This is a genomic window from Mycobacterium sp. DL (genome assembly GCF_039729195.1).
Classification (GTDB): Bacteria; Actinomycetota; Actinomycetes; order Mycobacteriales; family Mycobacteriaceae; genus Mycobacterium; species Mycobacterium hippocampi_A.
Genome location: NZ_CP155796.1, coordinates 1903615 through 1917200, shown reverse-complemented (window position 1 = coordinate 1917200; position 13586 = coordinate 1903615). Strand labels below are relative to the sequence as shown.

At 66.9% G+C, this 13586-nt stretch carries 13 protein-coding genes; 7 read left to right on the top strand and 6 right to left on the bottom strand.

Annotation, left to right across the window (positions count from 1 at the left end; all coding sequences use genetic code 11):
• Positions 1 to 130 precede the first annotated feature (130 nt).
• Together ABDC78_RS09245 and ABDC78_RS09240 are read left to right on the top strand one after the other, a co-directional pair.
• Positions 131 to 391: a hypothetical protein gene (locus tag ABDC78_RS09245; RefSeq protein WP_178356814.1), complete on the top strand. Its 261-nt coding sequence runs from the start codon at positions 131 to 133 to the stop codon at positions 389 to 391.
• Between the two features lie 132 nt (positions 392 to 523).
• The gene (locus ABDC78_RS09240) at positions 524 to 1162 is read left to right on the top strand and encodes a cutinase family protein (RefSeq protein ID WP_178356819.1); all 639 of its coding nucleotides are present in this window, start codon (positions 524 to 526) and stop codon (positions 1160 to 1162) included.
• Here ABDC78_RS09240 and ABDC78_RS09235 read toward each other — a convergent pair.
• Positions 1145 to 4609 (bottom strand): indolepyruvate ferredoxin oxidoreductase family protein, encoded by a 3465-nt coding sequence (locus tag ABDC78_RS09235; RefSeq protein ID WP_178356815.1) that lies wholly within the window; start codon positions 4607 to 4609, stop codon positions 1145 to 1147. The two genes, ABDC78_RS09240 and ABDC78_RS09235, sit on opposite strands and share 18 nt — an antisense overlap.
• A gap of 139 nt (positions 4610 to 4748) precedes the next feature.
• Here ABDC78_RS09235 and ABDC78_RS09230 point away from each other — a divergent pair, with 139 nt between their 5' ends.
• A complete protein-coding gene (locus ABDC78_RS09230; RefSeq protein ID WP_178356816.1) occupies positions 4749 to 5222 on the top strand; it encodes an Lrp/AsnC family transcriptional regulator in 474 nt (157 codons plus the stop codon).
• 87 nt (positions 5223 to 5309) lie between these two features.
• Here ABDC78_RS09230 and ABDC78_RS09225 read toward each other — a convergent pair whose 3' ends face one another.
• The gene (locus ABDC78_RS09225; RefSeq protein WP_347133407.1) at positions 5310 to 6290 is read right to left on the bottom strand and encodes a DUF2993 domain-containing protein; all 981 of its coding nucleotides are present in this window, start codon (positions 6288 to 6290) and stop codon (positions 5310 to 5312) included.
• An 83-nt stretch (positions 6291 to 6373) separates the two neighbouring features.
• On the opposite strand from ABDC78_RS09225, the gene ABDC78_RS09220 reads away from it, so the two are divergent.
• The 3 genes from ABDC78_RS09220 to ABDC78_RS09210 all read left to right on the top strand — a co-directional run bounded on the left by ABDC78_RS09220 (position 6374) and on the right by ABDC78_RS09210 (position 9315).
• The gene (locus ABDC78_RS09220) at positions 6374 to 6850 is read left to right on the top strand and encodes an acyl-CoA thioesterase (protein WP_178357541.1); all 477 of its coding nucleotides are present in this window, start codon (positions 6374 to 6376) and stop codon (positions 6848 to 6850) included.
• A 131-nt stretch (positions 6851 to 6981) separates the two neighbouring features.
• Positions 6982 to 8049, top strand: a complete 1068-nt coding sequence (locus tag ABDC78_RS09215) for a cupin domain-containing protein (RefSeq protein WP_178357540.1) — start codon at positions 6982 to 6984, stop codon at positions 8047 to 8049.
• A gap of 39 nt (positions 8050 to 8088) precedes the next feature.
• Complete coding sequence (locus tag ABDC78_RS09210) at positions 8089 to 9315, top strand: FAD-dependent monooxygenase (RefSeq protein WP_178357539.1); 1227 nt, start codon at positions 8089 to 8091, stop codon at positions 9313 to 9315.
• Here ABDC78_RS09210 and ABDC78_RS09205 read toward each other — a convergent pair.
• From ABDC78_RS09205 to ABDC78_RS09190, 4 genes are all read right to left on the bottom strand, one after another.
• Positions 9294 to 10718 (bottom strand): SDR family oxidoreductase, encoded by a 1425-nt coding sequence (locus tag ABDC78_RS09205; RefSeq protein ID WP_178357538.1) that lies wholly within the window; start codon positions 10716 to 10718, stop codon positions 9294 to 9296. The genes ABDC78_RS09210 and ABDC78_RS09205 overlap by 22 nt on opposite strands.
• Entirely contained in the window at positions 10715 to 11623 is a 909-nt protein-coding gene (locus tag ABDC78_RS09200; RefSeq protein ID WP_178357537.1) for a DMT family transporter, read from the bottom strand. Before ABDC78_RS09200 ends, ABDC78_RS09205 begins: the two co-directional genes overlap by 4 nt.
• Before the next feature lie 6 nt (positions 11624 to 11629).
• Positions 11630 to 12514, bottom strand: coding sequence for an SDR family oxidoreductase (locus ABDC78_RS09195; protein WP_347133488.1), 885 nt, complete (start codon positions 12512 to 12514; stop codon positions 11630 to 11632).
• A gap of 145 nt (positions 12515 to 12659) precedes the next feature.
• A complete protein-coding gene (locus ABDC78_RS09190) occupies positions 12660 to 13124 on the bottom strand; it encodes an ArsI/CadI family heavy metal resistance metalloenzyme (protein ID WP_178357535.1) in 465 nt (154 codons plus the stop codon).
• A 99-nt stretch (positions 13125 to 13223) separates the two neighbouring features.
• Between ABDC78_RS09190 and ABDC78_RS09185 the strand changes: the two genes are divergently transcribed.
• On the top strand, positions 13224 to 13583 hold the full coding sequence (locus ABDC78_RS09185; protein WP_178357534.1) for an Rv2640c family ArsR-like transcriptional regulator: 360 nt from the start codon (positions 13224 to 13226) through the stop codon (positions 13581 to 13583).
• The last annotated feature ends 3 nt before the right edge of the window (positions 13584 to 13586 follow it).

Here is a 13586-nt window from a genome sequence, read left to right as displayed (position 1 = left end):
CCTGCAGGTTCACAACAGTGCATCGTTCACAACGACCAGTGCACGTTCTGGTCACAAATGAGGCACGCGGCGACCACAGCGGCCACGACGGTGATTGGATCGGACTGGACGTCGGCCTGGAGGTTTCTGCATGCTTTCCCTCGGCGCGGCACAGCTGTTGTCGCTGCTGCTGGTGGTCGGTGCCCTGGCCGGGCTGGGTGGATTCGTCGCAGCGACGCTGGCCCGCAGGAAGAAGCGCCGGACCAGGAAGGTTTTCCTCGCCGGTGTCCTCTGCGGACTGCTGGCAGGCGAGATCGTGCATCTGCGGCGTCGCGGACTGATCGCGCTCGGGCGCACCGCACCGCCTGTACGCGCGAGTGTGGTGCGCCGGGTCCGCCAGCTTCGCATATAACCCGCTCCCCATCGCCCGTGTTGCAGGAGTGGCCACTGTGATAATTGGGTACACACTGCCGCAACCATCACCGCACCAGGTCGAGGAGAGACCGTGGCCATCCGCACCACCACCACGCGCGCCGCTCTGTTGATGCTGGCCGCGGTCGCGACGCTGGCCGGCCTGAGCGCGCCCCCGGCGATGGCTGCCCCGAAGTGCAACGACATCGAGCTAGTGTTCGCCCGGGGAACCGACGAACCCGCCGGGCTCGGCGCGGTCGGAAAGGCACTCGTCGAGACGCTGCGACCCATGGTCGAAGACCAGTCCATCGGCACCTACGCGGTGAAATATCCGGCGTCGTGGGATTTCCTGCAGGCGGCCGCCGGGGCCAACGACGCGAGTGCCCGCATTCAGTCCATCGTCTCGAACTGCCCGGAGAGCAAAATCGTGCTGGGCGGCTACTCGCAGGGCGCAGCCGTCATCGACGTCGTCACCACCTCGCCGATCGCAGCGCTCGGCTACACCAAGCCCCTGCCCGCCACCGTCATCCCCCACATCGCGGCCGTCGCGGTCTTCGGCAACCCGTCCGCGCGGCTCGGTCGGCCGCTGACCCTCCTCAGCCCCGACTTCGGCGGCCGGACCGCCGACCTGTGCAACACCAACGATCCGATCTGCTCCCGGGGCGACGATTTCGAGTCCCACAGTCGCTATCCGCAATCAGGCCTGGTCAAGCTCGCCGCCCAGTGGATCACCAAACACGTGCAGCAGCAGCCGCTAACGGCGGATTCCTAGCTCATCGAGCCGGGCGTGATACGTCGCCACGTTGGCGAGTTTGATGTCCTCATAGCCTCGCACCAGATCAGCCAGATTCGCCACTTCCACTGCACGGTCGTAGTTGGCCGCGTTCAGCTCGGCGGCAAGACCATTGACGATGCGCACGTATTCCGCGAGCAGTTCGCGTTCGACCCTACGGACATGGGCATGACCGAACGGATCGAAAGTGGTTCCGCGCAGCCGCTTTCCCCTGGCGAGTAGGCGCAGGGCAATGTGGCTTCGCGGGCCCAGGCCGATCTTCTTGGTGCGCCCCATCGCTCGCAACATCGGCGGGTGCAGCTTGTACGTCAGGTTGGCACCGGCGGGGATCTCGGACTTCACGTCGGCGAGGAACTGTGGATCGGTGAGCAGTCGCGCGACCTCGTACTCGTCCTTGTAGGCGGTGAACTTGTAGAGCCCCCTGGCCACTGCGTCGCTGAACTCGGTGCGGCCCCCGACAGCACGCTCCGCGGTCCAGATCGATTCGAGCAGCATCACGTATCGGCGGGCCACCTTCTCGCTCTGGAAGTCGATGAGGTTCGCGGCTCGTCGCGAGATCAGGTCACCGACCTGTCCGAAGAATGTGGTGCCTTCGAGTATGTGTGCGGGTGGCACCGCCGGCCGGCGTTCACGTGTGGGCAACGCGGTGTCGTGGAACCGGGTCGGGTCGGCGATGGCGAGTCGCCCCCAACGGAACGCGGCGATGTTGGCAGCCACGGCGACGCCGTTGATCTCGATGGCCTCTTCGATCGCGGAGGCCGGAATGCGCAGTGCACCAGTCTGATACGAGGCGCCGACCAACAGGAAATTGGCGGCGGCCGTACTACCGAACAGACTCTGGGCGGCGGCCAGCGCGTCGAACGCGTGCACGCTGTGCGACGCCCGGCCCATCCGGTACAGCAGATCGGCCGTCTCGGGGTAGCTGACCGACTTGTCGTAAACCATGCTCCCGGTGGGCGTCTTGCTCGTCGACACGACCGAGATCGTCGACGCCGGATCGCCGTACCCGAGGTTCTTGGTGTCGGCGGCGACCAACAGATCGAACCCGACGATGCAGTCCGCGCTGCCGGGCGTGAGCCGGTTGGCGGGATCGAGCTTGCCCGCGGCGAACCGAAGGTGCGACACCACCGGGCCGGCCTTCTGGCTGAGACCGATCTGGTCCAGGCTCTCGACGTCGTAACCCGCGCGCAACGCGGCGGTGGCGAGCACCTGGTTCACCGTGACGATCCCGGTGCCACCGATCCCGGCGAAGAAGACGTTGTGGGTGGCGGTGACCGGTTCGACGGCGAGCTCGGGCAGAACGGGTGGAGGCGACGGCGCCGGGCGGGCCGGAGCCGCCCCCGGCTGCACCTCGACAGTGACGAACGACGGGCAGTCGCCGTCCAGGCAGCTGTAGTCGGTGTTGCACGAACTCTGGTCGATACGGGTCTTGCGGCCGAATTCGGTGTCGACCGGTTGCACCGAAAGGCAATTGGACTTCACGCCGCAGTCGCCACAGCCTTCGCACACCGCCTCGTTGATGAGCACCCGGGTGGTCCGGGTGGGCAGGGTGCCGCGCTTGCGCTGCCTGCGGGCGTCGGCCGCACAGTGCTGGTCGTAGATCAGCACAGTCACACCCTTGACGTCGCGCAGTCGCTTCTGCGCCTCGTCGAGGCGGTCTCGATGCCACACGACCGTGCCCTTGGCCAGCTGACGCTTGTGGTGTCGTTCGGGCTCGTCGGCACAGACGATGATCTGCGTGACACCCTCGGTGGTCAGTTTGTGTGTCAGTTGAGCGACGGTGAGTGCACCCTCGGCGTCCTGGGCGCCCGTCATCGCCACCACCTCGTTGTAGAGAAGCTTGTAGGTGATGTTGACCCCGGCCGCGACGCAGGCCTGGACAGCGAGCTGACCGGAGTGGAAAAACGTTCCGTCGCCGATGTTCTGGAACAGGTGGGGCACGTCGGTGAACGGCGCCTGCCCGATCCACTGACTGCCCTCCCCTCCCATCTGGGTGAGTCCGGTGACCGCACTGTCCTTGCGGTCCGACATCGTCACCATGGTGTGGCAGCCGATCCCGCCACCTGCCAGCGACCCTTCGGGCACAGCTGTCGACCGGTTGTGCGGGCAGCCGCTGCAGAAGTACGCGGTACGTTGCGCAGGAAGCACTTCCAGCTGCAACGGCGGCGGCGGTGGCTTCTTGAGTTCCAGCCGATCCTTGAGCACGCGGCGCAGCGGGGCCAGCAACCGCCCTGCCGTCAGTTCACCTCCGGCGGGAATCAGCGGTCGGCCCACGGCATCCTTCTTGCCGAGGATCCGCGGCGCATCCGGCAGGCCGTAGAGGATTTCGCGCAGCTGGGTCTCGATGAACGCGGTCTTGTCTTCGACGACGAGGATCTCGTCGAGGCCCTCGGCGAAGGTGGTGACGATGCCGGGGCCCAGCGGAGACGGCATGCCGATGCGAAGCAGCTTGACACCGGCGTGGTGCAACGCGAACTCGTCGGCCCCGAGGTCGGCCAGCGCCTGCCGTACTGAGTCGAACGTTGTTCCCGTAGCGGCGATCCCGATGGTCGCCGCGGGTGGATCGATCTCGATGACATCCAATCCGTTGGCGGCGCCGTACGCGCGCACCACCTCGGCCCGGGGTCCGTAGAGGTCGGCCTCGGCGTCAAGGCTGGCGGCCGGGGCGGCCATCGGCCGCTGACGGTACCTGAACGGCGTCCCATCCCAAACTATCTCGGGGACAACGATATCGACGGCGACGTCGTCGGAGTCCACCGACCAGGCGCCGTCGGCCACGTCGGCCACGATCTTGAGCGCCACCACGCATCCCGACGCCCGGGACAACGCCACAGCGTGCATGGTCATCGTGACGATCTCCCGCGCATTCCTGGGGAAGAGCACCGGGATACCGAGCGCGGCGAGTGAGCGCTCGCTGACGGCGGGCACGGTCGAGGACTTGGACGCGGGGTCGTCGCCGACGAGGAGCAGCATGCCGCCGCGTGGGTTGGCGCCGTACATGTTCGCGTGCCGGATCGCGTCGGTGGCACGGTCCAGGCCGGGCCCCTTGCCGTACCAGACACCCACCACCCCGTCGTAGAGCGCATTGCCGGCAGGCAGAACGGCTTGGCTGCCCCACACCGACGTCGCCGCGAGTTCCTCGTTGAGTCCGGGCACGAACGTGATGTCGTGTGCCCCCAGGACGTCGGGCATCGCGGCCAGCATCCGGTCGACGCCGCCCAGGGGGCTGCCCTGGTATCCCGACACGAAGGTCGCCACCCGCAGACCTGCTCGCACGTCGCGTTCGTGTTGTTCGACCAGTGCGCGGGCGATGGCCTGGACGCCGGTGAGCATGACCGGACCCGACCCGGTGCGATACCGATCGCCGAGGTTGTACTGGTTCCGCTGCGAATCCTGGTCCGGTCGGCGGATGTCGAGATCCGTCATCTGTGCTCACCACCTCGGTCATCAATGGGCGTAGTGCTCCTTCCAGGGTGGCATTCATATGCATAGTGAGCAAGCAGCACAGCTCCTACTGAGCATGTTGCCCAAATTATCCAGAGTGTGACGTGGGATACTGAGCGACATGACGAAGCTGGACCGCACAGATGCCCGACTGCTGCTGGCGCTCTGTGATGCGCCGCGCGCCACCGGCGTGCAACTGGCCGCGATGCTGAACCTGGCACGGAACACCGTGCAGGCACGACTTGCCCGGTGGGATCAGGACAAGGTGCTCGCGCCGATCGACCGCTGTGTGTCCCCCCGCGACCTCGGATACCCGCTCAAGGCGTTCATCACCGTGGTGGTCGACCAGCACCGACTCGAGGACGTCATCGCCGCACTCGAGACCGTCACCCAGGTCACGCAGGTCACCGGGCTGTCCGGCGCGGCGGACCTGCTCGTCGGTGTGGTGGCGACCGATGCCGACGATCTCTATCGTGTCGCCGGCCTCGTGCTCGGGGTGCCCGGAGTCGAGCGCACCACCATGTCGGTGGCGATGCACGAGGTGATCGCCTACCGGACGCGGCCACTTCTGGAGGCACTTGCGCGCGGCCAGTGAATCACGCTCCGCCGGAATTGCATTCCAGCAGGCCAGAATTCGAGATTCCGCTGCTGGAATGCAATTCCGGCGAGTAGTGGGCCGGGCCTAGAGAGCTGCGAAGCAGGGATTGGTGTCCTCGTTGGGAATCGACGCGTCACGACTGGAGAACTCGCCGACGACGCCCGCATCGGTGACAGCGACGCTGTCGGCCTCGATGCCGAGCGGATAGTTGTCGTTCAGCTTCTTGGTGAGGTCGTCGAGTGCGCCCTGAACGGTGTCCTTCGGGAACGGTCCACTGACGTCGAGCACTTCGAGTTCGAGGTCACCGTCGGTGACGACCGGCCTGGCGGTGACGCCGCTGTCGCCTGCCTGCAGGACGATGGTGCCCGCCGCCGGGTCGGTGCTGACACCGGTGACGAGACTGCCGACGCCGGGCAGGTTTTCGGCGACGGTGTCCTTGATGCCCTCCGATGTCCACGTCAGCGTGGCGTCCAATGATCCGATGGTGCCCTTGGCGTCACCGGAGTCCTGCAACCGCACGTCTTCGAGGGTCACGACGGCGGTCATTCCCTCGGCGGACTGCACCCGGTCCCCCGCCGTCCGAACCGAGATGTTCGTGTAGTGGCCGGTGATGTGCTGCCACAGAAACGGCGGGTTCACTCCGTAGGAGATGGTGGCGCCGTCCTCCACGACGCACTCGGCCACCCCGACCAGGATGTCGTCGGCGCGGTGTCGTGCGTAGAGTTCGCCGCCGGCCAGTCCACCGGCCAGCAGAGCCACGACGATGACCGCGATCAGCACGATCGTCTGCCGGCTGAAGAACCCGGCGGTCCGCCCGTTGCCGTCACCGGACGGCCGGGGTGTGGACACCGGTGGGCGCGGCGGCGGCGGAGCAGGTGGCGGGACGGGTCGCGGCGGCCGCCGGAACTGCTCGGTGGGCGAGGCATCCGCGGGTCGCGCGCGAAGCGTCTCCGTCGGCAGGTCCGGGCGGGCGGGGCGGGGAAACCGGTGGGGCGCCGGATCGGAGGGCGGGGTGCCCCGGCCGCGCCAACCAGGCTGCCCGGGGCGTTGCGGCGGGTTGGTCACCTGCGCAAGTCTGCCCCATCCCGGTCATGCGCCGGCGGAGTTGGTCCGGCCCCGCCAAATTCTCGACGGGTTACCTTGACCCCATGGAATCCGGTCCGAGCCCGATCGTGAGCACCGTGTCCAGACCGCACCCGGCGCGGCGGGCCTCGACGACGTACCCGGTCCACGACTCCATCGACGCGCGATTCGCCGACATGGACGCCAACGGACATCTCAACAATGTCGCCCTCGAGACACTGCACGAGAACACCCGGGCAATGCTGCACCGCCGCGTGCTGCCGGATGCCTACGATCTCTCGTCGCGGAAACTGCGCATCGTCACCTCGACGATCGTCGTGCACTATCTGCGCGAGGCGCCGTGGCCCGCAGTCATCCAGACCGCGATCGGCATCGGACACATCGGACGGACCTCGTTCGTCTCCTCGTCCGCCCTCTTCCTCGACGAGGAGTGCATCAGCGTCTGCGACACCGTTCTTGTGGTCCTCGACGCCAACGGCCCGACACCGATTCCCGACGATGCCCGCGCCCGCCTCGAAGCGCTACGCCTGCTCGTGGATTGAGCGCATTGCAGCCAGCAGGAAGCGACCGGGCGCAGAATCCGCCACGGGCACGGCGGCCAGCGTCCATGACACCGGGCGCCGACCGGAGGAGAGTCATCCCCAGCAAAGGCCCAGGATTCCCAGGAGGACCAATGACGACGTCCGTCTCGCGAAGCACCCACACCACCTCACTGCTCGACGGCGAGATCGTCGAGGAGTCCGACCTGGGCTCGATGCGCCGCGTCACCGCCGACAACCTGCCGATCCTCAAGGGGCTGTCGATCAAGCGGGTGCTGCTGAACCCCGGAACCATGCGGACCCCGCACTGGCATGCCAACGCCAACGAACTGACCTATTGCGTGTCGGGCACCTCACTGGTGTCCATCCTCGACGACGGCAGCAAGTTCTCGACTTTTGTCGTCACCGCCGGGCAGATGTTCCACGCCGCATCGGGCTCACTGCACCACATCGAGAACATCGGTGACGAGGTCGCCGAGTTCATCATCGCGTTCCGCAACGAACGGCCCGAGGACTTCGGGTTCGGCGCCACCCTGGGCGCATTCTCCGACGCCGTGCTGGGCAACACCTACGACCTGCCCGCCGCCGATATGGCCAGGATCCGACGCGACACCGGCACTTTCCCGCCCAATCCGCCCGCCGACCACAAACTGGCCGCCCGCATCGGTGATCCCGAGATCCCGCCGGGAGCGTACTTTCGTGACCCGCACAAGTTCGACATCGAAGCCCAGGCCCCGGGATTGAACTACGTCAGCGGCAACGCCCGATTCGCCCGTGATCAGTTCTGGCCGGTCTTGAAGGACATCTCGATGTACTCGCTGCGGGTCACCGAGGTCGGGATGCGGGAACCACACTGGCATCCCGTGACCGCCGAGATGGGCTACGTCCAACACGGCGACGCCAGAATGACGGTGATGAATCCTGATGGGACGCTGGACACCTGGACCATGACCACCGGTGACATGTACTTCATCCCGCGCGCCTATCCGCACCACATCGAGAACATCGGAACCGACGACTGGCACTTCCTGATCTTCTTCGACCAGCCCTTCCCCGCCGACATCGGCTACCGCGCCTCGGCGAGCGCCTACTCCCGCGAAGTGCTCGCAGCCGCCTTCGGCACCCACCTCGACGATCTGCCCGACTTCCCGTTCACCCCCGCCGACCCGCTGATCGTCGGCCGCGTCAACCCTGTCGACTGACCCGTGACCGCACACCGCACGAGGACGGAATCGGCGACTATGAAAGTTCTTTCGGCCTCACAGGCGACCACTGCGTTCAGCGCGGTGGTCATCGGAGGATCCCTCGGGGGGCTCGCCACCGCGCACGAACTGGCCTCCGTCGGAGCCGAGGTCGCCGTTCACGAGCGCTCCGTCGACAGGACACAGCCGCGTGGTGCCGGCATCGTGATGCAACCAGAGGTCGCCTCGCTGCTCGCCCGTGTCGGAAGGTCCGTCCCGTCGGTGAGCGTGGCGCTGTCGGAGCGCCAACAGCTTCATCGGCACGGCACACCTTCGCGGTATCACGCCCCGCAGTGGATGACCGCCTGGGACACCCTCTACGACGCTTTCCGCCAGCCCCTCGAAGGGGTCTGCGTCCGTTTCGACAGCAGACTGGACCATCTTCGACTCGACGGCGACAGGGTCACCGCAGTCTTCGGGGGTGGCTTCTCCCACAGTGCGGACTTCCTGGTCGGAGCTGACGGAGTCGGCTCTGCGACAAGGCTTCTGACGAGCGGTCGTGATGACGGTGACTACGCCGGGTATGTCGCCTTCCGCGGCCTGGAGCAGGAGTCGGAACTTCCGGAAGCGCTGATCGATCTGCTGGCGCGGCGCTTCACGTCGTTCGCCGTTTCGGGCATGCAGATGCTGTGTTACCTCGTTCCCGGTGTGCACGGCGAGACCGACCCGGGCAACCGACGGGTCAACTGGGTCTGGTACGTGAACACGTCGAAAGCAGCCGTTGCCGGATTGATGGTCGGCCGGTCCGGCCAGAAGTACGCGCACTTCCTACCGCCGGGGGAACTCAGGCCGGAACCCGAGGACGCGCTTCTCTCGCTCGCCGACCAGGCACTGCCCAGCCCGTTCGCCGAGTTGGTACGGCTGTCGACGGTGTTCATGCAACCGGTGTTCGACCTGCCGCCGACGCGGATGGCCGCCGACCGCGTCGCCCTGATCGGCGACGCGGCGGGAACGGTTCGACCACACACCGCTTCGGGGACGTCTAAGGCACTCGGGGATGCCGCCGCTCTTGCACAAGCCCTCAACGGCTGGAACGGATCCGACCCCGTTCCGCGACGCGCCCTGCACGCATGGGAGCTCTCCCGGCTCACCCATCTGACCGACGTCGCCGCCGCAGGCGTGCGGCTGGCCGCGCGCTCGTCGTTGGGTGCCGGCGGGCCGCGGTTCCTCGAGGCCGGAGAACGGGTTTCGGTGCGTCGGGGCGGCTACCAGTTGCTCGGCGAGTAGTCCTTCAGGAAGCAACCGTGCAGATCTTCGCCCGACTCTCCGCGGACGATGGGGTCATACACCCTGGCGGCGCCGTCGACGAGGTCCAGCGGCGCGTGGAAACCCTCGTCGGCGAGCCGCAACTTGGTCGGATGCGGGCGCTCGTCGGTGATCCAGCCGGTGTCCACCGCCGTCATCAGGATGCCGTCCTGCTCCAGCATCTCCGCGGCGCTGGTGCGGGTGAGCATGTTCAGCGCGGCCTTGGCCATGTTGGTGTGCGGGTGCCCCGGGCCCTTGTAGGCGCGGCTGAACTGGCCCTCCATCGCCGAGACGTTCACGACGTACTTGCGGCGCGCGGGTGACGCGGCCATCACCGGGCGCAGGCGGCTGACGAGGATGAACGGTGCGGTCTGGTTGCACAGCTGGACCTCGAGCAGCTCCATTGCGTCCACCTCGTGCACCCGCTGGGTCCAGCTGTTCACCGACGCGGTGTCGGGAAGCAGGCCGCCCGCATCGATCGCGGTGCCCGCGGCGATCCGCTCAGGGGACGCGCTGCGCGCGGTGAGCGCGAGCTCGGTGACGGCGTGCGGATCGGGGTGCTCGGCGAGGCTCCCGGCGAGCGCTGCCGGGTGGGCGTCGCTGACCCGGTCGAACGTGACCACGTCCACGTCCCCGAGCTCAGCCGGCGCAGTGCGCTCCGCCTCGACCAGCGCCGCGTAGGAGCCCGGCGCCCGGCGCACCGTCTGGGCGGCGTTGTTGATCAGAATGTCCAGCGGGCCCTGTGCGGCCACGTTGTCCGCGAGCGCGACCACCTGAGCCGGGTCACGCAGGTCGATGCCCACGACGCGGAGCCGGTGCAGCCATCCGGCGCTGTCGTCCATCGCGGCGAATCGGCGCACCGCATCGTTGGGGAATCGGGTGGTGATGGTGGTGTGCGCACCATCGCGCAGCAGTCGCAGCGCGATGTACATCCCGATTTTTGCGCGACCTCCGGTCAGCAGGGCGCGCTTTCCGCTCAGGTCGGTGCGGGCGTCGCGCTTGGCGCGGTTGAGGGCCGCGCATTCGGGACAGAGTTGGTGATAGAAGGCGTCGACCACCGTGTGGTGGTTCTTGCAGATATAGCAGGCCCGAGACCGGATCAGCGTGCCTGCGGTCGCTCCGGCCACCGAGGACACCAGCGGCAGGCCGGCCGTCTCGTCGTCGATGCGACCCGGCGCACCGGTGGCGGTGGCGGCGATGACGGCACGGTCGGCCTCGGCCACCGCGTCGCGCTTGGCGTCGCGGCGGGCCTTCTTCACCGACTTGAAGATGGCTGCCGTGGCCCTGCGCACGGCCACGGCGTCGGGGTGCTCGGGCGGCAACGACTCGACGTCGGCCAGCACCTGCAGACAGGTGCTGAGCTTGTCCGGGTCGATGGCGGTCACGTTGGAAGAGTACTGGCACCGCCCGAAAACGACGGCGCGCGGGCGCTGCGCACCGCGATGAGTCCACCGCCGATGACCAGTGCCATCCCGAGATACGTTGTCGCCGTCGGTCGATGTTCCCAGACGATCCAGTCGATCAGCGCGGTGAACACGATGACGGTGTAGATGAACGGACCGACCTTCTCCGCTGACGCATACCGGTAGGCCACGACGATGAGGATCTGGGAGAACAACTGCGCGAATCCGAGGCCGATCAGGCCCGCCCAGGCCGCCGGGGGAAACGGTTGCCAGTCGACGACGGCAAGGGGCAGCACCATCACGGTGGAGAGCAGGAAGTAGTAGAAGAGAACTCTGATCATCGGCTCGGTAGCGCCCAGCCAACGCACCGACATCATCGCCACAGCCAGCAACAGCGCACCCGCGAGGGCGGAGAGCTCACCGACATTGAAGCCGCGCGCCTGGGGCTGCAGCACCAGAACCACCCCGGCAAAGCCGATGCAGGCGCCGGCCCAGGTTGATCCCGATACCCGCTGCCGGGTGACACACCAGGCGATCAGGGGCATCCACAGCGGCGCGCTGTAGGTGAGCACCGTGGCGTTGGCCAGCGGTATCAGGGTGATCGCGAAGAACAGCGCGTACCAGCAAGCGGTTCCGGTCGCAGCCCGCAGGAGGTGCAGACCGAACTTGCCGGTTCGCAGCGATGATAATCCGCCGCGCAGCGCAACCGGGGTGATGAACACCAGGCAGATCACGTTCTGGACCAGCAGCAGGACCCCGGTGGAGGTGTACTGACTCGATGCCTTCGCCAGGGCGCCCACCAGTGCGACGCAGAAGAAGGCGGCAGTGGTGAGAATCGCTGCCAGTGCCAGGTTCTCGGGCCGGTGACCCGTTCCGGTTCCGGACACGGCGATCTACGACGGACGTGCGAGCGGGATGACCGTTCCCGCAGTGGATGCGGTGACGTCAGACCTGTTGGCGTTGGCGTTCATCCGAGCGGTTTCGCGCGCCAGGATGTGGTTGAGCATGCCGGGCGCAACAACGTCGAGGGCTCGCAGCGCCAACGCCTTGCGCGGAGCTATCCGGATCGGTCTGGTGCGGGCGGCGGTCACCATCCAGTCGGCCGCTTCGTCGGGACTGAGCGCAGCCACCCCGTCGTACGCCCGGGTCGGAGCGATCATGGCCGTCGCCACCAACGGGTAGTAGACGGTGGTGGAGTGCACGCCGCGGGCACCCCACTCGGTGTCGATGACACGACTGACCGCACTCAATGCCGCCTTGGATGCGTTGTAGGCGGCGAACATCGGCGACGATTCCGGCAGTACCCGCCAGGTGGCGACGTTGATGATGTGCCCGTCACCGCGCTCGATCATCCCGGGTACCAGGCCCCTGATGAGTCGCAGCGGAGCGTAGTAGTTCAACTGCATGACGCGCTCGATGTCATGCCAGCGTTCCAGCGACTCTTCGAGCGGCCTCCTGATCGACCTGGCGGCGTTGTTGATCAGAACATCAACAGGGCCAACTGTTCTCACCAGTTCGTCGACCTCGGCGAGGTCCGCCAGGTTGGCCCGGACCGCGGACGCGCTGCCGCCGGCGGAAACGATCGCCTCGACGACCTCCGCCAGCAGGGCCTCTCGCCGGGCGACCACGATGACCGATGCGCCTTCGGCGGCCAGCTTCTGCGCAGCAACCGCGCCGATTCCCGAGGACGCACCGGTCAACAGAATTCGCTTGCCGCGCAGATCCACCGTGGATCGGGCCGGCCATCGCGGCAGCGGGCGCATCCCTGCCAACCGCATCGCCGTCCTGACCCGTGGAATCATTGCCCGCACCCCCGACTCATCGGCGCATGGCGTGGCCGATCCCGGTATCAATGTAGGGCGCGTCAGCTAAGACCGCAGCTGATCTCCGCATTGGTCAGACGGCGGGATCGGCCGGTGGCATTCAGCAGCAGGCGTCGGCCTTGTCGACGGAAGTGCCGCCACAGCACACACCCTTCTCGGCACTGCCACCCTCGGTGTGTTCGGGGCTCGTCCCGAAGGTCTCGGAGTCTGACAGCACCGTGTAGACCTCCCACTTCTCCCCTGCCGGACCCGTCACCCACACCTTGTCCTGGGTGGCGAAACAACAGGTGGTGTTCATCTCCTCCTCGGTGAACAGACCCCCGGCGGCAAGCCGACCGATCTCGGCGTGCACGGCGTCGCTGGTGGCCACCTCGACGCCGAGATGATTGATGCTGCCGCCCTTGCCCGGGTTCTCGATGAGTACCAGCTTGAGCGGAGGCTCGGAAACGGCGAAGTTGGCGTACCCCTCCTTGATCTTGGCGGGTGCGGTGTCGAAGAGCTTCGAGTAGAACGTGATCGCCTCGTCGAGGTTGTCGACGTTGAGGGCGAGTTGGACACGGGACATGATGGAACCTCCGGACCTGTGAGACTTATATCGAATTGTCGAGCTACCGATACCCTGCCACCTTTTTGATATATGTCAATCCCGTGGCACTATCAAAAGGTGCCCAAGACACTGCCGACGATCGACATCTCCGCCCCGGTGTGCTGTGCACCCGTGGCCGCCGGACCCATGAGTGACGAGGACGCACTTCACGTGGCGCTGCGACTCAAGGCGCTTGCGGACCCGGCGAGGGTGAAGATCATGTCGCTGCTCTTCAGCTCGTCGGCCGGCGCCCAGAACAGTGGCGAACTCGCCGCACTACTCGGCCTGAGCGAATCGACGGTCAGCCACCACATCGCGCAATTGCGCCGCGCCGGCTTCATCGAATCCGATCGGCAGGGCATGCACGTCTACCATCGGCCAGCCCCCGAAGCGGTCGGCGCCCTGTGTGTGGTGCTCAACCCCGACTGCTGCACGTGACCG

Excerpts from the sequence above, each read along its gene's own strand:
- ABDC78_RS09235 (WP_178356815.1), bottom strand. The coding sequence starts at position 4,609 with ATGACGGATCTCGACATCCGCCGACCGGACCAGGATTCGCAGCGGAAC.
- ABDC78_RS09245 (WP_178356814.1), top strand. The coding sequence starts at position 131 with ATGCTTTCCCTCGGCGCGGCACAGCTGTTGTCGCTGCTGCTGGTGGTC.
- ABDC78_RS09210 (WP_178357539.1), top strand. The coding sequence starts at position 8,089 with ATGAAAGTTCTTTCGGCCTCACAGGCGACCACTGCGTTCAGCGCGGTG.
- ABDC78_RS09190 (WP_178357535.1), bottom strand. The coding sequence starts at position 13,124 with ATGTCCCGTGTCCAACTCGCCCTCAACGTCGACAACCTCGACGAGGCG.
- ABDC78_RS09230 (WP_178356816.1), top strand. The coding sequence starts at position 4,749 with ATGACGAAGCTGGACCGCACAGATGCCCGACTGCTGCTGGCGCTCTGT.
- ABDC78_RS09240 (WP_178356819.1), top strand. The coding sequence starts at position 524 with ATGCTGGCCGCGGTCGCGACGCTGGCCGGCCTGAGCGCGCCCCCGGCG.
- ABDC78_RS09215 (WP_178357540.1), top strand. The coding sequence starts at position 6,982 with ATGACGACGTCCGTCTCGCGAAGCACCCACACCACCTCACTGCTCGAC.
- ABDC78_RS09195 (WP_347133488.1), bottom strand. The coding sequence starts at position 12,514 with ATGCGGTTGGCAGGGATGCGCCCGCTGCCGCGATGGCCGGCCCGATCC.
- ABDC78_RS09220 (WP_178357541.1), top strand. The coding sequence starts at position 6,374 with ATGGAATCCGGTCCGAGCCCGATCGTGAGCACCGTGTCCAGACCGCAC.